Origin of the sequence: Pseudomonas sp. PA-7-1E (genome assembly GCF_021605325.1) — a bacterium.
In the GTDB taxonomy this organism is placed as follows: domain Bacteria; phylum Pseudomonadota; class Gammaproteobacteria; order Pseudomonadales; family Pseudomonadaceae; genus Aquipseudomonas; species Aquipseudomonas fluorescens_BV.
In genome coordinates, this window is the sequence record NZ_WKFA01000079.1 from 1 (window position 1) to 21,274 (window position 21,274).

At 54.6% G+C, this 21,274-nt stretch carries 32 protein-coding genes; 11 read left to right on the forward strand and 21 right to left on the reverse strand.

From position 1 onward, the window contains the following. Positions 1 to 139: 139 nt before the first annotated feature. The 13 genes from GIW79_RS27400 to GIW79_RS27465 all read right to left on the reverse strand — a co-directional run bounded on the left by GIW79_RS27400 (position 140) and on the right by GIW79_RS27465 (position 7,983). Positions 140 to 877 (reverse strand): hypothetical protein, encoded by a 738-nt coding sequence (locus tag GIW79_RS27400; protein WP_236455483.1) that lies wholly within the window; start codon positions 875 to 877, stop codon positions 140 to 142. Positions 878 to 900: 23 nt separating this feature from the next. Then, complete coding sequence (locus tag GIW79_RS27405) at positions 901 to 1,245, reverse strand: phage holin family protein (protein ID WP_236455481.1); 345 nt, start codon at positions 1,243 to 1,245, stop codon at positions 901 to 903. Between the two features lie 221 nt (positions 1,246 to 1,466). Beyond that, positions 1,467 to 1,859 (reverse strand): hypothetical protein, encoded by a 393-nt coding sequence (locus GIW79_RS27410; RefSeq protein ID WP_236455479.1) that lies wholly within the window; start codon positions 1,857 to 1,859, stop codon positions 1,467 to 1,469. A 134-nt stretch (positions 1,860 to 1,993) separates the two neighbouring features. Continuing rightward, positions 1,994 to 2,341, reverse strand: a complete 348-nt coding sequence (locus GIW79_RS27415) for a hypothetical protein (protein ID WP_236455477.1) — start codon at positions 2,339 to 2,341, stop codon at positions 1,994 to 1,996. Next, complete coding sequence (locus GIW79_RS27420; RefSeq protein ID WP_236455476.1) at positions 2,334 to 2,858, reverse strand: hypothetical protein; 525 nt, start codon at positions 2,856 to 2,858, stop codon at positions 2,334 to 2,336. Before GIW79_RS27420 ends, GIW79_RS27415 begins: the two co-directional genes overlap by 8 nt. Before the next feature lie 268 nt (positions 2,859 to 3,126). Next, positions 3,127 to 3,516, reverse strand: a complete 390-nt coding sequence (locus GIW79_RS27425; RefSeq protein ID WP_236423056.1) for an antiterminator Q family protein — start codon at positions 3,514 to 3,516, stop codon at positions 3,127 to 3,129. 296 nt (positions 3,517 to 3,812) lie between these two features. Then, the gene (locus tag GIW79_RS27435; RefSeq protein WP_236477450.1) at positions 3,813 to 5,141 is read right to left on the reverse strand and encodes a tyrosine-type recombinase/integrase; all 1,329 of its coding nucleotides are present in this window, start codon (positions 5,139 to 5,141) and stop codon (positions 3,813 to 3,815) included. Next, positions 5,138 to 5,446, reverse strand: coding sequence for a DUF1364 domain-containing protein (locus GIW79_RS27440; protein WP_236455470.1), 309 nt, complete (start codon positions 5,444 to 5,446; stop codon positions 5,138 to 5,140). The genes GIW79_RS27435 and GIW79_RS27440 overlap by 4 nt, the downstream gene beginning before the upstream one ends. Continuing rightward, positions 5,443 to 5,652, reverse strand: a complete 210-nt coding sequence (locus tag GIW79_RS27445) for a hypothetical protein (RefSeq protein ID WP_236455461.1) — start codon at positions 5,650 to 5,652, stop codon at positions 5,443 to 5,445. The genes GIW79_RS27440 and GIW79_RS27445 overlap by 4 nt, the downstream gene beginning before the upstream one ends. Further along, positions 5,645 to 6,334, reverse strand: a complete 690-nt coding sequence (locus GIW79_RS27450) for a replication protein P (protein WP_442968636.1) — start codon at positions 6,332 to 6,334, stop codon at positions 5,645 to 5,647. The genes GIW79_RS27445 and GIW79_RS27450 overlap by 8 nt, the downstream gene beginning before the upstream one ends. Next, a complete protein-coding gene (locus GIW79_RS27455) occupies positions 6,331 to 7,092 on the reverse strand; it encodes a helix-turn-helix domain-containing protein (RefSeq protein ID WP_236455487.1) in 762 nt (253 codons plus the stop codon). The genes GIW79_RS27450 and GIW79_RS27455 overlap by 4 nt, the downstream gene beginning before the upstream one ends. A 205-nt stretch (positions 7,093 to 7,297) precedes the next feature. Further along, entirely contained in the window at positions 7,298 to 7,720 is a 423-nt protein-coding gene (locus GIW79_RS27460; protein WP_236455459.1) for a phage regulatory CII family protein, read from the reverse strand. Positions 7,721 to 7,803: 83 nt separating this feature from the next. Beyond that, the gene (locus tag GIW79_RS27465) at positions 7,804 to 7,983 is read right to left on the reverse strand and encodes a Cro/CI family transcriptional regulator (RefSeq protein WP_044275252.1); all 180 of its coding nucleotides are present in this window, start codon (positions 7,981 to 7,983) and stop codon (positions 7,804 to 7,806) included. Between the two features lie 88 nt (positions 7,984 to 8,071). Between GIW79_RS27465 and GIW79_RS27470 the strand changes: the two genes are divergently transcribed. From GIW79_RS27470 to GIW79_RS27480, 3 genes are all read left to right on the forward strand, one after another. Continuing rightward, positions 8,072 to 8,920, forward strand: a complete 849-nt coding sequence (locus tag GIW79_RS27470; RefSeq protein WP_236455457.1) for an XRE family transcriptional regulator — start codon at positions 8,072 to 8,074, stop codon at positions 8,918 to 8,920. 93 nt (positions 8,921 to 9,013) lie between these two features. Continuing rightward, the gene (locus GIW79_RS27475; protein WP_236455455.1) at positions 9,014 to 10,090 is read left to right on the forward strand and encodes a nucleoid-associated protein; all 1,077 of its coding nucleotides are present in this window, start codon (positions 9,014 to 9,016) and stop codon (positions 10,088 to 10,090) included. A 1-nt stretch (position 10,091) separates the two neighbouring features. Then, positions 10,092 to 11,060, forward strand: coding sequence for a GTP pyrophosphokinase (locus tag GIW79_RS27480; protein WP_236455453.1), 969 nt, complete (start codon positions 10,092 to 10,094; stop codon positions 11,058 to 11,060). 45 nt (positions 11,061 to 11,105) lie between these two features. On the opposite strand, the gene GIW79_RS27485 is transcribed toward GIW79_RS27480, so the two are convergent. Continuing rightward, positions 11,106 to 11,423 carry a DUF1654 domain-containing protein gene (locus GIW79_RS27485; RefSeq protein WP_236455451.1) on the reverse strand — a complete coding sequence of 106 codons (318 nt, stop codon included), beginning with the start codon at positions 11,421 to 11,423 and terminating at the stop codon, positions 11,106 to 11,108. 821 nt (positions 11,424 to 12,244) lie between these two features. Here GIW79_RS27485 and GIW79_RS27490 point away from each other — a divergent pair. Then, on the forward strand, positions 12,245 to 12,535 hold the full coding sequence (locus GIW79_RS27490; RefSeq protein ID WP_236455450.1) for a hypothetical protein: 291 nt from the start codon (positions 12,245 to 12,247) through the stop codon (positions 12,533 to 12,535). Positions 12,536 to 12,634: 99 nt separating this feature from the next. On the opposite strand, the gene GIW79_RS27495 is transcribed toward GIW79_RS27490, so the two are convergent. Further along, complete coding sequence (locus tag GIW79_RS27495; protein WP_236455447.1) at positions 12,635 to 13,324, reverse strand: DUF6602 domain-containing protein; 690 nt, start codon at positions 13,322 to 13,324, stop codon at positions 12,635 to 12,637. Between the two features lie 71 nt (positions 13,325 to 13,395). After that, positions 13,396 to 13,629 (reverse strand): hypothetical protein, encoded by a 234-nt coding sequence (locus GIW79_RS27500; RefSeq protein ID WP_236455438.1) that lies wholly within the window; start codon positions 13,627 to 13,629, stop codon positions 13,396 to 13,398. Between the two features lie 69 nt (positions 13,630 to 13,698). Between GIW79_RS27500 and GIW79_RS27505 the strand changes: the two genes are divergently transcribed. Continuing rightward, positions 13,699 to 14,622: a DNA cytosine methyltransferase gene (locus tag GIW79_RS27505; protein ID WP_236455436.1), complete on the forward strand. Its 924-nt coding sequence runs from the start codon at positions 13,699 to 13,701 to the stop codon at positions 14,620 to 14,622. 6 nt (positions 14,623 to 14,628) lie between these two features. Here the strand turns inward: GIW79_RS27505 and GIW79_RS27510 are convergent, their stop codons facing one another. Next, positions 14,629 to 15,312, reverse strand: coding sequence for a hypothetical protein (locus GIW79_RS27510; protein WP_236455434.1), 684 nt, complete (start codon positions 15,310 to 15,312; stop codon positions 14,629 to 14,631). A gap of 230 nt (positions 15,313 to 15,542) precedes the next feature. On the opposite strand from GIW79_RS27510, the gene GIW79_RS27515 reads away from it, so the two are divergent. The 5 genes from GIW79_RS27515 (at position 15,543) to GIW79_RS27535 (ending at position 18,091) form a co-directional block, all read left to right on the forward strand. Next, positions 15,543 to 15,764, forward strand: a complete 222-nt coding sequence (locus GIW79_RS27515) for a hypothetical protein (protein WP_236455433.1) — start codon at positions 15,543 to 15,545, stop codon at positions 15,762 to 15,764. A 2-nt stretch (positions 15,765 to 15,766) separates the two neighbouring features. After that, positions 15,767 to 16,009, forward strand: coding sequence for a DUF4224 domain-containing protein (locus GIW79_RS27520; RefSeq protein WP_236455430.1), 243 nt, complete (start codon positions 15,767 to 15,769; stop codon positions 16,007 to 16,009). Position 16,010: 1 nt separating this feature from the next. Then, on the forward strand, positions 16,011 to 17,060 hold the full coding sequence (locus GIW79_RS27525; protein ID WP_236455428.1) for a tyrosine-type recombinase/integrase: 1,050 nt from the start codon (positions 16,011 to 16,013) through the stop codon (positions 17,058 to 17,060). A 379-nt stretch (positions 17,061 to 17,439) separates the two neighbouring features. Beyond that, complete coding sequence (locus GIW79_RS27530) at positions 17,440 to 17,649, forward strand: hypothetical protein (protein WP_019816802.1); 210 nt, start codon at positions 17,440 to 17,442, stop codon at positions 17,647 to 17,649. Between the two features lie 88 nt (positions 17,650 to 17,737). Then, positions 17,738 to 18,091, forward strand: coding sequence for a hypothetical protein (locus GIW79_RS27535; protein WP_236455426.1), 354 nt, complete (start codon positions 17,738 to 17,740; stop codon positions 18,089 to 18,091). On the opposite strand, the gene GIW79_RS27540 is transcribed toward GIW79_RS27535, so the two are convergent. Further along, positions 18,083 to 18,292: a hypothetical protein gene (locus GIW79_RS27540; protein WP_236455424.1), complete on the reverse strand. Its 210-nt coding sequence runs from the start codon at positions 18,290 to 18,292 to the stop codon at positions 18,083 to 18,085. The two genes, GIW79_RS27535 and GIW79_RS27540, sit on opposite strands and share 9 nt — an antisense overlap. Positions 18,293 to 18,377: 85 nt before the next feature. Between GIW79_RS27540 and GIW79_RS27545 the strand changes: the two genes are divergently transcribed. Next, positions 18,378 to 19,058, forward strand: coding sequence for an SOS response-associated peptidase family protein (locus tag GIW79_RS27545; RefSeq protein WP_236455422.1), 681 nt, complete (start codon positions 18,378 to 18,380; stop codon positions 19,056 to 19,058). A 153-nt stretch (positions 19,059 to 19,211) separates the two neighbouring features. Here the strand turns inward: GIW79_RS27545 and GIW79_RS27550 are convergent, their stop codons facing one another. Genes GIW79_RS27550 through GIW79_RS27560 form a run of 3 tightly spaced genes read right to left on the reverse strand, consistent with a single transcriptional unit; the run spans position 19,212 to position 21,092 of the window. After that, complete coding sequence (locus GIW79_RS27550) at positions 19,212 to 19,715, reverse strand: lysis system i-spanin subunit Rz (RefSeq protein ID WP_236477451.1); 504 nt, start codon at positions 19,713 to 19,715, stop codon at positions 19,212 to 19,214. Further along, positions 19,715 to 20,140 carry a cell wall hydrolase gene (locus GIW79_RS27555; RefSeq protein WP_236455419.1) on the reverse strand — a complete coding sequence of 142 codons (426 nt, stop codon included), beginning with the start codon at positions 20,138 to 20,140 and terminating at the stop codon, positions 19,715 to 19,717. Before GIW79_RS27555 ends, GIW79_RS27550 begins: the two co-directional genes overlap by 1 nt. A 43-nt stretch (positions 20,141 to 20,183) precedes the next feature. Then, the gene (locus GIW79_RS27560) at positions 20,184 to 21,092 is read right to left on the reverse strand and encodes a phage tail fiber protein (RefSeq protein ID WP_236477452.1); all 909 of its coding nucleotides are present in this window, start codon (positions 21,090 to 21,092) and stop codon (positions 20,184 to 20,186) included. Between the last annotated feature and the right edge of the window lie 182 nt (positions 21,093 to 21,274).

Here is a 21,274-nt window from a genome sequence, read left to right on the forward strand (position 1 = left end):
GAATTACCCCCTTGTGGGGTGGGGGTCCGGGAGTACCTTCGGTTTTTCCTCCGGGCTGACCTGTCAAGCGAAAAAGCCGATAAACTGAGGAAAAGGCCACTTTTTTGACCTTTTTCTGATTTTCCGGCGACTACGCCCATCAACGAGCCGAAGCCATTGCTTCAGCCCAGGCGGCCGCTGCGTCATCCTGATAGTTCGCGTTGACGATGTTCTGCCCGATCTTGAAGAAGGGGAAAATGGTGCGATATCGGGGCGCCGAATCCGCGAAGATGAACACCGGCCGCACCGCGTCACCCATGCCCATAGACTTGCGCTCCCACACACCCTGAGTGCCGTCGACATCACCCGAGAAGAAGCGATGGGCATTGCCCTTGCGTCGACTCCTGGAACTGGCACTAGCGTTTGCCTGATAGCCCCGCGTCGACTCAGCAGCACCCAGGCCTGATAGGATCTTCAGCATCGTGCCGCGAGATACGTTGCCGTATTGGTTCATGAATGCCGTGGTGGGCACTGCGTATTGGCCGCTGCGCATGATTCCGCGCGCAATCAACGACTTTTCGAAACGCTTGTGAGGCCGCAGACCACCGCTCACCGCCTGCTGTAGGTAGGTGTCGGCAGGAATGCCTGACGCCCATGAGTCTTTGAAGTAGACCTCGGCGGCTCGCGTCTTCGTGGCCATCTTTACGAAAAGGCTATTCAGCGTGGTCGGGGTGGGCCGGTCCAGACGCTTCTGCATCACCGTGATTGTGCCCTTCTTGACCCGCTGGGCCAGTAAGGTCGCGGTGCGAGCCATCACAAATGGGATGTGCTTTTTCTCTAGCTCCCGCATGCCCGCAGAAACAGGGAACGCGTCCAGCGACATGTCGACCTTGAACATGATCCCTACCCCGCTTTGTTGATCTACTGGCCGCTACTAATGCGGCCTGAAGGAGGGTCGCTAACGCCCGCCTTGCGTGCTAAGAATTGCGTATACAGGCCACCTGCAACGTCTGCGCCTATGACGGCGATTACAATGCCCAGACCGGCGGCCAAGTAAAGATTATTCCAAAGGGCCATTGCGAGCAGCAGCGTCGCCATACCCAGAAGGCCAGAAGCGAGAAACCGCAACGCTACTCGCTGAAGGATCTGACGAAGGCCAAGATCGCTCCCCGATGCCCGCAGCATTTCTCCAGACAAACCGGCGAGGCTCAGCAGAACCAACAACCACAAAGGTACTTCGGTCAATGCCTGATGCTCGGAGTTCATCTTGAGTCCTCAAATAGGTCGGCCTCCAGGTCGCTGGCGTCCGCTTTAGGCAAGGAGACAGGCGTGGGGCCGAAAACAAAAAAGCCCCGCTCAATGGCAGGGCTTGAAAATAGGAACAAAAAACCCGGCTCAGTGGCCGGGTTTTGAAGGCGTCTCGCTGCGTTCACAGCAATACACGCTGCTATAAAAACAAATCTATTCCGTGCGGAAAAGCTTTAATTTCAATAACCGTAACTTGCCCTTAACCCATCGAGCCCCGTCCGTGTAATGACGTAGCCACCTGAGACGTCTGACTCAAGAAATCCTCTTTTGACAAGTGAGTCCACAGTCCTAGTTGAGTATATTTCTATTTCTGCAGTTGGCCCTGGCTGGAATCGACCCTCAGCATAAATTGTGTAGCCCAAGCTGGCCGAAGTGAGCGCGACCTTCTGAAGTTCAGTCAGGCTCAGCCGAACGACTTTACGTGACTGGGGCAAGGTCTGCTCTAGCTCCCTACCCTGGCAGTCACGCGCTTCCGTCCTCTCTCCTGGCTTATTCCCTTTCGCCCTGGATCGAAGTATCAAAAAAACGACCGCAATCGAGACAATCAGCACTGCTTTGACATAGACGTCCATGTGTATTTCTCCGTGATTAAGTCAGTCCTATTGTTAAGCAATAGACTTACCACCGTACTTTTACTGCTCACATCAAATACAATAAACTCAGCCAATACAAATAGACGGCAGCCGCCCTTCAACGCCGAAGCCCATCAAAACCCTCTATCAAACATACTCAATAGATCATCCAAAGCTTTATCAACCCCAAGAGCAACTCGACGAGCGTCACTATAAAGGCCTTCCATTATTTTATAGGAACCCTCTAGCTCCGTCTTAATTTGGACATCCGATACGCTTTCAATAACTACGCCTTCACCATTCATTATGGTAAGCCAGTAGTCCGTCCCCAAATTTGACTCATCATAGGATAGCCTGATCGAGTAATTAGGGAATGAAGCTTGAAATACATCTTCAGTTTCGGTAACTTCCCAGTCGATCTTCCCTGCATTAGTCTGCCTAACAATACCCTGTATCAGACGGACAATTTTCGAGTTACTCATCTGTAACACCTCTTCCAATTTCATTCTTGATTCGCACCAGCAAGGTTTGAATTAAATCATAATGCTTGGACATCTGGCTGTTCATTTTGGCATGTTCAATTGGCTTTGAGTTTCGAATAGCGGCCTCTATCAACCTTTCCATTGAGGAAAATTTAGCTATGGCACTTTGCATAACTATTTGATCTTCCGCAGTTAGCAAAGAGTTAGAGGTTCGAATTGAAACTAAGAATTTTTTTAAGCTGCCATACCTATCCGGCAGAAAACTCAAGTTATCAGAACGGTGCATCCGTTTGATTTCCTCCATGATAGCGAGTGCAGTAGCGAAGTCTGCTACCGTTTCGCTTTTGCGCATATCTCCCCTCATACTCTCGACCGCTGCCGTCGCCTGTTCGGAGGCCGCCTTAGAATTAAGAGCGGTTTTTATTGTGAAATAAAAACCAATTAAAGATATCAGCAGACCAATCAAGCCAGCGTAGTCACCTATACGATACTGCTCTAATATTTTATTAAACTCCATTAGCACATCGCATCCCTCTTCACTATTTTGGCGCCGCGAAAAAAATCAGCCATGAGGTCATTTCATATCATGATGGCATCCTATTCGCTGCCTGCCTAGAGCAGGATACAACATATTAAAATGCACAAAAATTTCATGGTCTAGGGCTTAGTGTTCACTTCTGATGCGGAAGCTGCTCGTCTACAAATCTGCCTCTATTCGAGGACAGCCAGGATTGAGCGTCCGCCTCAGGCTGCTCTCTGCCGGCGACACATAAGAATAGTACTGGTCAAGCGACCGCCCTCATATCACTTACAGCACAATCCACCCAAGCAGCCCCAGCTCTCGCCAACTCACGCGCCTTCCCTTCACTGAGTCCGAAATACTTCCCCACCCGCAACATTGGCCACTTTTCGCCGTAGTACAGCCAAAGCACGTCTCCCATCTGTTGATCACGATGAGTGAGCCTAGCCACAGCATTATCGATAGCTACGGCCCACTCATCAGTTATGCAGTAATTCTTACTAGCTGACACCTGTGATACCGCCTGCCGCATCAGCGCCAAAGTCGGTGACGTGTAACCGGGTACGCCCATACCGTCCATTCTCCACCACCCCCACTGTTCAAGCAGATACTCGGTGTCCCCTAATGGCCGGCCAGCCGGCTTACGAATCATCATGCTCTCAATCCCCTGTGTAATTTGTTCCGCCTGCTCCCAGACGGTTTGGTTGCTCGTATTGGCTCTGTGGCCCTATCGGTGTTGAAGCAGCCTTCAACGCCAAGACTTCGCGCTGTACCTGCTGCAATTTGAAACTCAATTGGGTGACCAACTCATCGACAGAAAGCACCAACTTGGTCCCCTGAACAACCCAACCTGAGCCGTTGCAATCCGTGCAAACCAGCTCGTAAAACACCCCTGCCACTACCGCCTTACCCTTGCAGATCGAGCAGGGTTCAAGCTCAATCCGCTCCCGCTTAAAGCCAGGCCCCTGTCGTTTCTGCACGTTTTAAAACCTCGCCCTTAACAAATTGTGGTTCTGGCTCGCAGGCCCCGCCGTTCAAGGCGTCTACGATGTTTTGCGAATCTTCATATCTAACGCCTGTCTGCATGTGGATCGCCTGGAAGCCACGCTGATCTAACCAGTTGTGCCACTTCACCAGGGCCAGGCGGCGTTGCTCCGTGGCCTGGGTGTTAATGTAGGTGGAGGCGATCTTGCCCAGGGAGTGGTTGAGCAGCATCTCGCCGATATGCCCGTCGACGCCGAGGTCAGTCCAAGCGGTACGGGCCACCTTGCGCAGGTCGTGACTGGTCCAGGCGCCCTGCCCTAGCCGTGTGAATACCGTGCTCGCCTGGTGGTCGCTCAGCGGCTTGCCTCGGCGCGACGGGAACAGGAAGGCGCCTTCATACCCTTGGGCAGCCTGTAGGCCACGGTATCTCTGTAGGAGCGAGCAAACTTGGTCGGTCAGTGGTACCCGCAACTCCGTTTTGGTTTTGGTGTGTTCTGCGGGTATGAACCACTCACGCTCTGGCAGCGCGATGTCGGCCCAACGGGACTGGCGGGTCTCACCGATCCGGGTGCCGTGGCACAGCATCATCAAGGCCAGCATGGCGTCACTCGGTGCACTGTCGAAGCGCCCGGCCAGCAGGCTCACCAGGTCCTGCAACTGCACGTCACGCAGCCGCGCCGGCTTGGGCAGGATCCGCGCCGTGGTGAAGTTGACGAACTTCATTTCCGCCATCGGGTTGATCGGGATCAGGTCCAGCTTGCGGGCCTGACGGAACGCCACCGCGAGCAGGCGATACAGCTGCTGCACGTAGGACAGCGATAGTTCGGCCTGGGCTGGCCACATCAGCAGCTTGTCGAGGGTCTGGGCGCTCACGTCGCGCAGCAGCAGATCGTCAAGGCGCGGCTTGAGTTGGCAACTAATGGCCGACTTGCCCGCAGCCCGACGCTTGTCGGAGAGCGCACGCGACTTGGCCATGCGATCACCGAACCAATCGAGCAGCTCGCCCACAGTCACCCAGCCCGAAACACTGGCCGCACCGTCGGCAGCGACCCGCAGGCGCACCGCCGGCAGTGCGGCGATCACCTGCTTGGTATTCAACTCGGGAAAGCCGCCGATGCGATGCCATTTGCGCTTGTTGAGCAGGTACCAGGAGCCGCGCGTGCGATTCTTGGCGAAACGGAAGTGCAGCGCGGGGTGGCTGGCATCCCGCAGGTCGCGCACATGCTCAAGCTTGGCATTGCGGGCAATCTCGGGATCCGACAGCTTCACCGTCAGGGTTTTGATTTGGGTGCTCAAGCGCTCACCTTTCCTTCTTTGATCAAAATGGCCTGAGTCCGCAAGACGGCCTCGGCGTGATAGAGGCGGATCTCGTCGTAACTCATGCCCAGGGTGTTTCGGTTGGTGCGACCATCACTCAGGCTGTCGCAGTACTCGCAGGCCCAGGCCCCGATCAGGTCTGGTGGCTTCATGCCCGTTCCGCAAATCCCTGCCAGGCGGTAATGGGCCAACACCACGGTTTCGGTATCACCTGGGCAGCCCGGCAGACGGACCTGGCAATCTCGACCGCGCGCGGCCTTGGTCAGCTTGGTCTGGCGGGTCATGGGGCAACCCTCTGGGAAGTACGCAAATCAATCACTTGATACGTCTCAGGCCACATCCCGCAGCCGTATCGAGCAGCCATGTTGCGGTCAGCGAACAGCGCCAGGGCATGGTCCGGGGTGTCGCCCAGATCGAACTTGAACGAGCAGCAAAAGACCGCGTATGGGTACAAGTGAGGGTCGGGCGTTGCCAGGAGTCGATCAACCACGGGAACCTCCGGCGCGGCATGCGCGCAGTTCGGCCAAGGCCCTATTGCCTACATCGGGGGTGATTTTTGGTTTCGGTGCAGCAAGCTCGGCAACCGGAACGGGCTCAAGACTCTCGCCCTGCCAGATTCGACGGCATTGGTTTAGATACTGCTTTTCGAAGCTCGCCAGGCCAAGCTCACGGGAGAGCAGCGGCAGGCTGTGGAAGCCGGCGGCCGCCGTTGCGTGGTATACGGCCGGGTGATACCACTTCGAACAGTTGCGCATGGCGGGGTGGCAATTGCGGAGTGCCTGAGCGTAAGCAGTCTCGACGCTCGGAAGGCCCAAGCCTTCAGGAGCAAAGCACCAACTGACAAAAACGCCAGGGGCCGGCACAAAAGCTGACTTGCTCGCACTCACTACCCGCATGCCGTGGTCGATCTGCTCCATACGGCTGATGCCCGAGCGCATGAACTCGCCGAGCCACTCAAGCTTAGAGGCGTTCATGACAGCCTCGGTGGGCCAGGACTGTCGCCAAGCGCCGCATGCCCCACGCAACCGAAGGAACAGGTCGTCGATGACAGCTTGGGTGGAGGGGTCGACAGGAACAACGGCATGAGCCTGGTCAGGACCCTGGTAGGTTGGATCGCATTGACGGCGAGCAACCAACTGGCTTGCCATGACAGGTTTGTTGGCTCGGTTCATAGCCGTACCCCTTTCGATGCCCAGTCGCCACCGGCAGGGCCCTCTTCCACCGAGGCGGATCCGGCGGCCTGGGCTCGCTCGCGCTTGATCCAGCCGACCAACTTGAAACACCAGCCAGCAGCGGTATCGAGTACGGATGTTTTGGCGACGAAGAAACCTTTGAAGCCGACCAGCAGTTCGTCGGTCATCGAGTCGACTGGCAGGCCCGCGATTTTCAGTTGAGTCTGCAGCGCGTCTTCGGGCGGAACGAAGTCGGCGAACATGGCGAAGCGCTGGCGATCATCTTGCGATTCCAGGGCCTGGCGATCTTGCTCGGCAATCAATTCCGCAAGCTCGCGCTGCTGCTGCTCTTCGGTTAATTGATGGTTAGATGATGTATTGGGTGCAGTGGCTGCACCCCGTTCTGTCGCAGGCTGCACCCCGTTCTGACCAAGGCTGCACCCCGTTACATCTGGACGGGGTGCAGGTGCTGCACCCCGCTTGATCATTAGGTCATACACAACCGGGCGGCGGTCATGACGGTCGATGTACACCGCAGCCAATGCCTGATTTCCGCGAACGATCAAGCCGCACTCTTCCAGCAGGTCGAGCTTGATACGGACTGTTCGCTCGGAAAGACCGGTGTCATCGGTAAGGGTTTTTGCAGAAGGGAACGCGCCAGCACCATTTGAGCCGGCGTAGTTGGCCAAGCACAGCAGTACGTGCCGAGCGCTGGAATCTTTAAGTGACTGGACGGGCAAAGAAAGCGCCCATGACATTGCTTGGACGCTCACAGCGAGTTCCCTTTGATGATTTGATTGACCGCAGGGGTTGGAATGAGGTGTCGCGACACATATTTAAGATGGGCTGGTGGTGTTGCGATGGGCCTGGGGGTGTTGACTGTTCTGTCTTGATTGATCATGATTGACCCAGTTAAATGTTGTACTGAACCGCCCTGCCAGGCGGTTTTTTTATGCCTGCGATTCAGGCGGCCTTCAGCGACTCGCGCAGAATGTGCAGCGCGTCGATTGCTTCCTGAATTGCTTTCTCGCCCTGTGCTTTCTCGTGCTGGCTGATGTGGTTGTCAGCGGCCGCGTCGAAGATCAAGCGACCAACGTCACCGCACTCGGCGGACAGATGGCCCAGGGCAACCATCAATGGCTTGGCTGCAGGCTTCTCACGGGCAACGAGGTCGTAGCCAAACTTGTCGGCGAGGGCCATCAGTGGCCGCATGTCGCCGGTGTGCAGCAAGACGCCGAACAGATGTTCAATCGTCAGGTGGTGCGCCGAGTTATCCGGGTTCGAGCGCTGCAGCAAACTCACGTGCGCGAGGCACATCTTCCCAGCCAGTTCCTCTGCCCCGCTTTCCTTGATGGTGGCGTGGCAAGCCCTCAAGAAATCTTCCATTCGTAAAACCTCAAATTTGTTTCCGTGGTAGCGGCCGCCAGGTCCGGCGATCATTCGCTCAACAGATCAATGACAAGGACGCCTTATGCAGCGGTTTTCTTTTTGTCGGCCTTCAATTGGCCGTCGGTTACAAGTTCAAGCTGGTACTGACGTAGCTCAGGGATCTCTTCGCCCCACTGCCGGACTGCCTCGTATGTGATGCCGAGCGCTTTGGCGAGGGGGGCGATCCCTTTGAAATGGTTAATTGCGTCGGCACGGTTCATGGCTGACTCCTTTGGGTATACGGCAATTCAAGCATGCTTGTGTTTACTAAGCAAGCATGCTTGCCAAGCTAACTTGTAGATTGCTTGCATGAAAATTACTGATCGGATTGCGAAACTTGTCCTGGCGCGAAAGCCTGAGATCGGGCCGCGAGGATTCAAAAGGGATATAGCGACCACCTGCGGGGTCAGCTACGAAGCTGTTCGCCAGTGGTTTGCCGGTGATACCGGCAACATAAAGAACGAAAACCTGGTAGCGATCGCTGAAGGCTATGACACTACGGTAGATTGGCTGCTCTCAGGCAAAGGTGAGCCACCAAGCCGGAAGGCCGCGGACGCTCCAAAACCTGGAAATTATTCGTCGGCGGACCTGGTCAAGCAGATGCTCGCGAAGCACGGCCGGGGCTTATCGGAAGAGGCGAGAGCGCGAATCGCCGAAGTGGTAGAAGAAGTGGCGCTTGAGTCGAAGTTGACCAATGTAGTGAAAGTCGACTTCACCAGGCCGGGCCAAGTCGGTGACGAAGTATGGATTGCCCACTACGACGTGCGCGCTGCGATGGGCGGCGGGCAGATCCCGCACGAATATCCGGAAATGCTCCAGGACATCAGGGTCAGCCCCAAACATTTGCGCGACCTGGGTGTCACCTTCAAAGAGCACTTCCACCTCAAGATGATCACCGGGTGGGGTCAGTCGATGGCCCCGACGATCAAGGATCGCGACCCCCTGCTCGTGGACATCACGATCCGGGAGTTCACCGGGGACGGCATCTACCTCTTTTCCCACGACGAAATGCTGTACGTGAAGCGCCTGCAGAAGAAAGGCAAGGACCGCTTCAAGATGATCTCGGACAACAAGCATCACGACATTGAAGAGATTCGTGTGGACGACACCCATATCTTGGCTCGTGTGCTTTATGTATGGAATGGGAGCCCACTATAACCAGAACATTTTTCCTATTGCATATTCGAAGCTATAAATTACACAACAAATAATTAAAACAATATATTAGCCAACAGAAACTATAGGGACATTATGAGCAAGTTCGAGTTTGAAGCTCTTTCAATTGAGAGAATGGTAGCGCATACGATTAACCCCCGAACGAAAGAAGGGGTTTTAGTCCCCCCCCAACTATCTGATGATTTGATTACATTAGATGTCGATTCGCGTGATCTTGTACAGGTTCGAGTGACCGAAGCGCTGGGGAGCGCTTCTCATGGCATCGAAATTAACGTAGAGAAAACAGACGCAAACTCGTTCATGCAGAAAGCCGCCGCGATGATCCGAGCAAATGACGTAGACTTCGTCGCTCGATCAAAAAAAATCGCAGAGGACCTTGCTGACGCACAGACAAACCCAAAATGGCCGGGTGGAATACTGATTGTTTTGGCTGGCAAGGTCGGAATAAATCAAAACCCATATATAGCAGTCATAAAGGCAGAAACGGATAAAGGTTTTAACATAGTTGAAGTAAACGGATCGGTTAGCCTGACCCTTATTAAAAAAATGCTTCTATCCCAAACCCAAAGGCTATACAAGATCGGGTTAATAGTTGAGATATCCTATCAAGCGCCTAAGGACGGCCTCTTTCTTCAGCACAACTACAGATATTTCTTATTTGACCACTTACTTACAAGCACCGAAACCAAGTCGGCCGCAGCGTATTTTTACAATGCTTTTCTGGGAATGAATATCGTCGGATCTTCAAAATATCAAACAAGAAAATTCTATGAGAGCACCAAGACCTTTATTAACACGTTGCCCGTAAGTCCGGAAGAGCGAGGCGCACTCCTTGAGGCCCTACGATCAGACCTGCGTAGCAACAAAGGTACAATGTCGATAACTACGTTCTCAGATGAATATCTACCAAAAGAAGTCCGAAAAGACTATGTTCAGGCGATGACCAGTGCAGGGCTGCCTGATACGGCGATGATAAAAGATCTTGCGTATATTAAGGCAAAACTGCGGCGGCCTCGTCGCGTGGATTTCAGCACCGGGATAAAAATTCAAGTTCCTGCAGAAGTAGACTTCGCTGAATATGTGAAGGTCGAGCCTCAGGTGGACGGCTACACCCCCGTACGTATCAAGGGCGTAGTGCAAGGTCAAGAATAATATGACTCCTGAAGAGTTCAAGGACAAATTAACTATTGCTCAGCCGGAGCTTAGGTGCTGGGGAAATCATGTCCTTGAACTAATTAAAAGTCTAGCAAAGGCTCAGGGAGTAACCCTTCAGATACTTACAAGCAGAGTGAAGGAGATTGATTCCGCTGTCGGCAAGCTCTCTCGAAAGTCATACAAAAACCCAATGATTGACATGACGGACCTCGTAGGGGTTCGTGCTGTTTGCCTTCTAAGCCCTCATGTAGATGAATTATGCAAATCACTAAACTCTTATACCGATTGGGAAATACAAAAGTCGCGTGATACATCGAAAGAGTATGAGAACGCGCCTGACAAATTCGGATACCAATCCCACCACTTTGAAATTCGTGCTAAACTTGCAACCGTAATCGATGGCATTCACATACCAAAAGAAACGTGTTGCGAGTTACAGATACGTACTCTTATGCAACATGCCTATGCGGAGGTAGTCCATGACAGCATTTATAAAAGCTCATGGGGAGCGCCAAGCAGGGCTATTAGGTTCGTATCTAGCAGCGCAGCACTTATAGAAACCGCTGATCACTTATTCTGTGAGACAATGAGCATATTGGAGTCGGAAACTAAAATTCGCGGAGAGCTGCTTGAGCAGCTAACGGGGATTTATGATTCGTATACTTCAAATAAAAAATACAAGGATCAAAAGTTCAATATGCTTGTGCTAGAAAACCTTACAGACCTATTAAAAGAAGACGTACTCTACTCGCTCGATGAGTTCCTAAATCACCGAAAATACATCAGCGATAGAATCAAGTCTAGAATTGAGTCCGATGTTTTCTGGTCACAGCCAGTTGCTATTCTTTCTTACTTGTTGGCTCATGAAAATCCAACAGAGCTTAAGGAGCATTGGCCATTTTCTGAATCAGACGATGCGCTAGAGCTCGTATACAGCGACCTCGGTAAAAAGTACCGCAGCCACTAAAGTATTTAAAGATAAGCCCGCTCAACGCGGGCTTTTTCATGCCTATCAGAAAGGTGCTGGCTCTTCTTGCTGCTCAAACTCAACCTCTCCCCTGCCCTCCACCTCGACTTCCTGCTGCTCCCACCTCACCGTAACGCTGCCGTCGTCATTGAGCGTCAGCTCAAGCTCGTCCATCTCGGCGATCACGCCCAGCACCTCTTCCCACTCCCGATCCCCGTCCGTGTCCAGGCGGTGAATCGTCACCCAACGCTGCGCCTGCGCGACCGGGTGATTGATCATTGATGAAACCCTCAAACCCAGCCGTTCCATGCCCGTCATTTCTGCCCGTGCCGAGCTTGATGGGCTTCCCTTCTGCTTTGCCATAACCACCTCCCTAGAGTGCTGTATATGCATACAGTAAGCAAAATAAACACAAGCGTGCTTGCATTCAATGCGCAAGCATGCTTTTATGAATGCAAGCCGGCTTGTGCTTCTGAGCAAGTACACGACGCCCACCGCTCTTTAACAGCCAGCGCAACAAACAACAGACCGCATTGCCTCTACCGGCGACCGGCGAGCAGACAGGCCCGAAAGCCTGCCAACGACAGGGAAAACCTTGTACGGCTGCTCGATGGTGAAACGCCGAAACTGAGTGAGTGACCCGGCAAGCAATGCGCCCCGCCCCTTCCGGCGGCAATAGGACGAGCACCCGGCCTTGCGCCGGAAACCAACATTACCCATTTTTTCCTCGGTCGAATCCAGGGGATGCCCACGGTACGGGCAACCAAGCCAGATACATGCCGGGCGGTGCCGGCCGACCGAACAACTCAGCACGGAGGGTTTGCACCAATGCAGCATTAACGGCTTCACCCTGGTAGCGCAGAAAGCCTGAAGGCTGCGCCACACCACCTGACAGGCAGCGGGCATCTGGGCCGTCGGTGTCACCGCGCACTGGCCGAACAATCGGTAGGCCACCCCAAGCTCAAAAACACCGTTGATGATTCAAACCCAGGCCGTCGCCAGTAGCGGGCCTGGGAGGCTGTCACGTAGGGAGGTCTTCGTGATGCCAACAAAAAAGCCCGGGGAATCCTCGGGCTTTTTTACATCTCGCATTTACCCGTCAGCACCCTCCCCTGGGCCCACCGGCACCCGCCAGGCGGTCAGGGTGCTGACGAATACACGCAAACCAACATCGAGGGTCGAGCATGCATCCATCCATTCAACAACGGTCCGAAGGGCTTGCGGCCCTCCGTGTCCGAGCATCCATCGCCACCAGCGCCCTGTTCGCCTTGATCGGCAAGGAGCAGCCAGTGCAAGAGATTCGCTACCAGGTGATCAACAAGGGTAAAGGCGCCTATCACGTCGTCGAGCGCTCCACCGGCAAGGTCCTGGGCATGTGCTTCACCTGGAAAGCCGCGATCAATCGCGCCCAGGTTCTGGAAGCGCGCGCAGACGGCAAGAAAATCAACATCGAAGGGTGGTCGCAAACTCCGTGAAGCGCATCAGCAACCAGGTGCGACAACGCCGGCGGCAAGCATGGCTTGAATTGCTGATTTCGTTCATTTGGCGGAAGACATAGATTGCTTATGCGGTGGCTAACTGTAAAACCTGATCCAGTGTATCGGGGAAAACTCACTTCTAGAGCGTGCTTCTTCTTCAATGCAGGCCAAGAATACTGATGAGAAATATTTGATATTATCAATTTTTTCTTTTAAATCTACACGATCACCATTCCGTAAATTAAGCACTCCGTAACCATCGCAGTAGATCATACCGGTTTTAGAATCACTCTGAGTTTCTTCTGCATATTTAAACGGATCAGAGAGCTTCGAAGAGAAACCAAACAAACCGCATAGTGGGTATTTTGGTGAGCAGCTTACCGAGCCGATTGACGGAGCCATCTTTAGTCCCTTAGGGTTGCCAGGATCAAAAATCAACACCTGCCTCAAAAATTGGTCAATCGACGGTTTGTCAATTGTGCTTTTAACCTCAAGGACTCTGAGCACAGAATCAATCGGGTACACCCCGTGTCCGTCTCGCTCCAAAATCGGCGGCATTTTTCGGCGATCGTAAATTACAAGATCAACTTGAGGGCTCTGATTGCCCTTATAGTCAACAACAATTCCCGAACCTATACCGTATTGATGTGGCAGCAGCGACCCAAGTAGGCTTTTTACGAACTGCTCCCTAAACCCTCCCTTTTGCCCTTGATGATTGAGGGCGCCTGTCGCCGAGAATAAGTTCAGTAACTCCAAAATCCTTGCTCTTAGAATTTGATCAAACACAAAACCTCCTGTCAGCGATTGTCTAGGCACTCATTCGAATCATTATAGATATCCCCATACCCACAGAAAACCTATAGTCCTCGCTCAGCCATCAGCCTGCCCCCGACCTCACGCCCAGCAACCTGCGCCAGGCCACGATCAACATAGGTTCGGTCACCCGCAACAACCGGCACCACAACTTCACTGCCGCGCCTCACCTCGACGTTGATACGCCAGGTCTCCCGGCCCTCATCGTCCTTGTCGCACTCCATGTAGTTCCAAACCTGAAAGCCTTCGATCTCATCGTAAATATCGTGCTTTGTCATGGTCCAGCCCATTTAAAGGAAGGAGCCATCGTAGCACCACACCTCGGGCACAGCCCGCAAGGACTCCCCATGCTTACAGCAATTGACTTGTTTTCCGGCTTCGGCGGATGGACCCGGGGCGGGAAAGACGCCGGCCTCAAAGTCCTGTGGGCCGCCAACCATTGGCCTGCTGCCGTTGAATGGCACACCAGGAACAACCCGGATACGCAGCACGTTTGCCAAGACTTGCACCAAGCGGATTGGTCGCAGGTTCCAAAGCATGACGTGATGCTAGCCTCTCCCTGCTGCCAGGGCCACACCCCGGCGCGAGGCAAGAAAGCCGGCAACCCTAAACACGACAACTCGCGCTCAACAGCCTGGGCGCCGGTGGCCAACGCAGAGGTAAATAGGCCAGACTTTGCCGTTATCGAAAACGTAAAAGAGTTCATGGACTGGGTTCTCTATCCGGCGTGGGCTGATGCACTGCAGCGCCTGGGCTACACGCTGGCTCCTCACCTTGTAGATTGCGCGGACCTCGGCGTGCCACAGCATCGCAAGCGGCTGTTTGTCGTCTGCTCCCGAAGTAAGGCACCACTGCATTTGCAACTGCCGAAGTATCCCCACGTTCCGGCGAGCCAAATTATCGACTTCGGCGCCGGCAAGTGGTCGCCAATCATCAAGCCAGGACGCGCAGAGTCAACGCTGATACGCGTGAAGAATGGCCGCGAACGCTTCGGTGAGCGGTTTGTAATGCCTTACTACGGTTCTGGGTCGGGTCTCACCGGCCGAAGCCTGGACCGCCCAATCGGCACGATCACCACCCTGGATCGATGGGCCGTGGTCGACGGCGACCGGATGCGCATGATCACCGCCGACGAGGCCATGGCAGCGCAGTCTTTCCCGAAAGACACGCTGCGCCCGGACCACCACCGCCTGACCATGCACATGACTGGCAATGCGGTACCGCCGCTGGCTGGCCAGCGAATAATTGAGGCATTAATGAAAGCTTGCTGATTAACTCTAGAGTCTTACAACTTCCGCATAGAGACTACCAAATTTAGGCTGGACTTTCCGAATACCATAAACCTCATGGCTCACTGTTCCGTTATTTTTGGTATAGCTAAGAGCAACCTCTCTGACTTCAGATACACTCAGCAGTCTTTCAGAAACCTCAACTTCAATTTCTTTACTTGCGAAAACCTCCTGATACGTCAAAATTATCTGTTCAGATTCAGAAGAAGAAAATATGACACTCAACGCTCGGCATCTAGGGCCGATGTTGGACAGCGCGAAAGTGGCAATTTCCACAGGACCTTTAGTAACCATATACTTGAATTTGAAATCAGTATGCGGCTCACAGTTTCTTTCGTTGAGCTGCTTCTCATATTGTGCCGCATCTATTGCAGTACGCAGTTGCTCTTTCGAAACATCAACCATAGCCGACTGTTGCTGCACCGATGCCCTCAGTTCTTCTGCTTGCATCTTCAGCGCCTCGGTACCTTGCCGAAGCTCTACGCCCTGCTGGAAAAACCCCAATACGAGCCAAAGAATTGCTAATGGGCCAAATGCACCTGCTAAAAAATCCCCTACCTCATTTAGCTTCATAGTTTGCAGGGAATCAATTCGCCCCCCCACTAACCACCAAACAAAAACCAAATACCCTACAGTAACAACAACTCCCACTATCGCCAGCACACGCCCCATTACACACTCGCCTCGAAATATTTATGCCATCTTACCCCATATACACGTTAGAACTCTTACCATGTTTACAGAATACCTCAACTCCGATATCCGAAGCATCGTTGCCGAGTCGCTGGCCGCCAAGCTCCCCGAAGGCAACCTTGTGAGTGCGCCGAGATAATCTCCGCCCGATCCCGACTGACAACAAACAATCACCCACCTTCTGCCGCCTAGCGCGGCAAGGACACCCCATGTTCGCTATGAAACTCACCCTGATACTGCTGGGCGCTTTTCTGTACCTGGTAGGAACCATCGGCTGGTTCTTCTGGGCCGGGCCCGCCCTTGTCGCCACGGGCACCACCGAGGCACTGCTCTACGCCTTCACCGGCACATGCGCCTGGCTACTGATCAGCTTCGGCCTGGCCATCCACATCATCAAGAAAGCGCGGCCCACTGTGGGCGGCGGGAGGTAGATATGCAGGCTGAAATACTGTCGGACGATGAGCTCGCCGACCTTACCGGTTACAAGCGTCGATGTGATCAGCGCAAATGGCTCAAGGATCGCAACTGGGTGTACGTCGAGAGCCGCGGCGGCCGGCCACTGGTTGGTCGGATGTTCGCCCGCATGAAGCTGGGCATGGTCAACGCCACAATTGCTGATCTAAACCCGCCACCGCCGCGACCGGCTTGGACGCCTGACTTCTCCAGAGTGAACTGATATGCGCCCTCGGAACACGGAAAACAGGGACTTGCCACCAGGAATGGTGCGCCGTAAGCGCCCAAGGAAGAATGGCAAGATCTGGATCGGCTACTACTACCGTGACTCAGCGGGTAAAGAGATTCCGCTTGGAACAGACCTGAGCAAAGCCCGGCTGAAGTGGGCCGAACTGGAGGCCAAAGAAAAACCTGCCGACCTCACAACGATGAAGGGCATCTTCGACCGGTACGTGCGCGACGTCATCCCAAAAAAGGGGGAGCGGACCCAGAAGGACAACATGGCCGAACTGAAACAGCTTCGTCCTACGTTTGATGAGGCGCCCATCGATTCAATTACGCCGTTCAACATCGCCGGTTACCGTGATGCCCGCTCAGCGAAGGTTCGTGCCAACCGCGAGATCGCGCTCCTGTCCCACGTTTTCAACATGGCCAGGGAGTGGGGCCTCACGGAGCGGGAGAACCCTTGCCAGGGCATCAGGAAGAACAAGGAGGCGCCGCGTGATTACTACGCCAACGCGGCTGTTTGGGATGCCGTCTACGCGGTTGCCGAACAAGAACTGAAGGAAGCCATGGACCTGGGCTATTTGACCGGACAGCGGCCTGCTGACGTGCTGATCATGCGCAGCGACGATACAGAGGGTGACTACTTCCTGGTAACGCAGGGCAAGACTGGCCAGAAGCTTCGAATCCTGATGCGTACGGAAGCCGGGGAAAACAGCTTGGGGAGATTGGTCAGGGAGATTGGCGAAAGGAATGTCGGTCATTCATCCAAGTACCTGTTGATCAACAGGAATGGAAAGCGAATGACGAAGGGGATGTTGCGCTTGCGCTGGGACAAGGCTCGGGAAAAAGCCCAGCAGAACGCCATCGAACAAGGCGACCCGCTGCTCGCGGCCAAGATTGGAGGGTTTCAGTTCCGCGACATCCGGCCGAAGGCTGCGTCGGAAATCATCGATATCGGGGATGCAAGCCTGCTGCTGGGACACAGCAAACAGGAGATCACAAAGCGGGTTTACAGAAGGATTGGCGCCACCGCGAAACCGTCCAAATAGGCAAAGTTTCGGAACTCCTACCCGAAAGTTTCGGAACTCCTGCCAAAAGCATAAGAAACATTCTCAAACCTCAGAAACGCAAAAGCCCCGCTTTCGCGAGGCTTTTGTGTGAATCTTGGCGGGAAACCAGGGATTCGAACCCTGGGAACGCTATTAACGTTCGCCGGTTTTCAAGACTGCCGAGTTAATTATATAAATCAATAACTTAGCCATGCATCGTTTCCACAACTTAGAGTTTTTAACCAGCCTACAGCCCGCATATATCAAGGGGCGTGCACTGGGTTGCGGAAATGATTTACCCCTCCTCCGGCGTCCTGCTGAACGATCTCCCAACTCCATAATTTGCCTGCTACGCTGTTCGCTCCACGGAGGAACAACGATGCCGAACTCAGACCTGATCCCTTCCCTGCTTTCAAAACTCTACGAAAACCAACTTGCCCTCGAGGCGTCCATCCTGGAGCTGTCAAATTGGGTTGAGCAACGTGGCTCCGCCGAGGTGGCAGACAACGTGCGAGGCGCCCTCTTCACAATCGGACACAACGAAGAGTTCATCAAAATGACTCTCGCCGTGCTGATGGAATCGGAATAGTCGCAAGCCCATACAGCTCGTCGGCTCAAATCGCGCCACGTCCAAACCTCGATTACTGTACGCACATACAGTATTTGAGATTCGCGTTATGCACGTAGACATGGACACAGATGATTGGCTCGGTTGCCCCACTCCCCTTGAGATGTACCAGCACCAGTGCGCAATCCTCGTGGATGAGTTGGTGGAGACTGAGCGCATGCTACGTCGAGCGCGGGCGAATATCGCCGGCCTGGTGCAGATGAATGATTTGCTGATGACAGGCAAGGCTGAGGCAGAGGAAAAGCTCGCAGCGGCTGAGGAAAAGATCAGCACGCTTGAGCAACAGTACTCGTTTGCCTCAGTGCAAAGCGTGAAGATCGTCACCGGGCAACGCGACCAGCTGCTCAGGGAGAACCAGCGCCTGCTGCTCGAGCTTAGCGTTTACAAGCAGCCATTAGCCTAACTCGTCGGCATAGGCCGCAACTGCTTCCTCGATCAGTTCTCGCCACTCGCCATCGCTAATAAGGCGTCTCCGCTTTAGGTAATCGGCAACAAGTATACGAAACTCGAGCCTTTCCACCGGCGCGGCCAAAAAAAACGAGGATTTTTTGCGATGCGCACCAGAGACGTCTATTTCTTTAATTTTCAGAATATATCCCGCCATAACGAAACTCCCCGCCCATTGTCTAGACTCTAGAGAAAAGCGTCGGGGCGCGGCAGTTCAGAGAGCCCGACGAGCGGAGATGCTTATGTGCGGGAGACTTTCGCAGTACCGGGGAATCCACGACTTCGTTGCAGCTCTGAGCATGCCCAATGCTCTGGCGAACTCCGTGGGCGATCAGCCGATTGAGCGGTACAACGTGGCACCGACAACCGCGGTTGCACTGCTTCACCTGCAGGGCGACCTACTCCACGCCGATCCGGTTCGCTGGGGCTGGCGACCTCACTGGGCAAAAGACCGGGCAGCGCCGATCAATGCCCGCGTGGAGAAGGTAGCCCACGGCCCGTTCTTCCGCGCGATCTGGCCGCACCGGGCGATCGCGCCTATCGACAACTGGTTTGAGTGGGTGGATGAGGGTGGGACCAAGAAGCAGCCCTACCTCATCCGCCGGCGGGATGGTGCACCGATATTCTGCGCCGCCATCGGCCAGCTACCGGATGCTGATGAAGGCCCAGGCGAGCATGATGGCTTCGTGATCATCACCGCCGACAGCGCCGGCGGCATGGTGGACATTCACGACCGGCGGCCCGTAGTGTTGACGCCAGACTTGGCGCGGGAATGGTTGGACCCGGCCACGCCCAAGGAGCGAGCCGAGCAAATGGTTCTGCACCAGGGCGAGCCGTCCGAAGTGTTCGAATGGTTCAAGGTCAGCATGGCCGTGGGTAACGTGCGGAATAAGGGACCAGAAGTGATACGACCTTTAGGTTAATTGTCGTAGAAATACCACATGACAGACGCCACTGTGACGACCCATCCAAGGGTGAGCAGTATTGAAAGCCCCGCAAGCCGCTTATCCATGGTGCCCTTCAGTTACCAAAATGATCGAAGTCAGAGCGCACCCGGCAATATTAGCTCAACGCACTCATCGTGCAATTGCGCGGACATAGGCCTGGCACGCACGCAAGGCGATTATGGCGTTATCCCCGTCATCGGTGATGCGGATAATTCTTTGAGCATGCGCTGGGTCAAGTTGGGCTCGACGGGCTGCATGAACCACGCCGGCGCCGCCGGGGGCGGTAGGCACGTTGCAGCTACTGGCTGAATCCTCGGCAAGGATGACTGACAGCCGGACATCAGCAGTAGCAAGCTGGTCACGCAGGCGAGCCTGGTTGCGTTGGGCATCGAATAATTCCTTGGAGTGTTGTTGGTCCTGGCCGGCGAGCTGCTGCTCTAGGGCCAGGCGCTTGCCTTGCTCGGCTTGGGCCTGGGCGGCAGCCGAATTGCTGATCGCGGCCAGGTCTTTCTCGAACTGCCCGGCCTGCTCAGCCAGCCTTTCGCCCATGCGCCAGTCTTGAATCTGCCATGCGCCACCAAACCCGATGGCCAGCGCCAGCAGGATCGCGCAAAGGATCTGCCCGGGCGTCATCACGGCACATCCTTGAAGAAGACGTGATGTCCCAGGCGCAAAGTCTGCTTGGCCTTCGCCGCCCAGGCCGGAGCCTTCGGCATTGTCGTTGCGTAGTAGTGCGTGGCACCGCCGGTTGGATCCGGTACCGTGCCGGACATCACCTGGTCAGCCGCACGCTGAGCCTGGGCGAACTGAGACGCCGGGATCTGCTTGGCGCCGCTCAGGTAGGCGTAGTTCGGATCGTTCTGATTCCAGCAGCTGAACTGCCACGGCTTCAGGCACACACCGGCGTAGCCCTCCCCCCACCAGGATTTTGCCTTGCCATCGAACACGCGATTGCGGATGGTCCAGGCCACGGCAATCTGACCATCCAGCCCTTCACCACGGGCTTCTCCCCATAGCGTGCGCGCCAGAATGTCCCGGTCTTTCTCAGTTGCGTTCATGCATTTTCTCCAGACGTAAAAAAGCCCGCTCATTGGCGGGCTGTCATTCTTCGGTGGTGGCTGGGAGTGGCGGCGGTGGTGATGGGTACTCAATAGCAGGCATCTCAAGACGCACATCGATCCAGCTGTTGAGCGGTACATCTATCGGCGCCCCACGACCTGACACCATTTCCCCGTCATCACTCAGCGTCCAGCGCTGCTTGAATAGACGCACCGTGACGGCCCCATCTTCATCCTGGTGGCTTTCAGTGATACCCAGCATCCGGCCGCCATCTGGCGAGACAGGGTCATGCGTGCGCCAGCCTTCAAGCGCCAACCCCAGGCACCCGGTGATGCGGTACTCGCCGACACCCAGCCGCTCAACCGCTACACCCCGGGCCTGGTCGTTTGCAACGCCCCAGCCGCCGGCCGCCTCGAAGGTAGTTTCCTGCAAGTCAAGGCGGGTGGTATCAGCAACATTTGCAATGCGCACAATTGGCGATGCTGCCGACAAAACTCCGCCTGAGCCTCTCGTGGTATTCCCGTCGTGGTAGATCTTTCTCCAAGCATCAGGCAGGCCGCTACCCGCGACAGTTCGGAACATAAGATTCATACTGCCGGTTGAAAGAACTTGGCCCACCAAGTCCACAGCGGCGTTCTGAAATGGGAATTGAGCCCGTAGTCCAGCCCAATAAAGCCCGCCAGCAGGGACGTTTGTTGTGTTGTCCCCGTAAGCTGTGAAGTGACTGCCGACTTCCGCAAAGGCAGAGTTTCCGACCATCGCTGCTGGTGCACTCACATCTTGAATTTCGCCTGGCCCAATACCTACATTTTTATTTGAGGCAGTGCCAAGCAGACCATTACGAGAGTAAAGCTCTTGGGTCATGGCGTTAATTTTAACGGCAGCACTGCGGGTTGTATCGCCGCCAGCACCTGTGGGTGCAACACCGATATTTATTTCTTGCCTTGCCATTTAGAAGCTCCTTGAAAATTAAATTTATGCGGATATTTTTCCGAACATAGCAGGAAGCAAAAAGTAAATTGGATTCGATACGGTTGTGACACTAAACCTCAAAAGTGAGGCGGCAAAATCATACCTAAGCCCAGTTCCGCGAGACTCATTATTTCCGCCCATCATTGGCATTCTGGCATTGT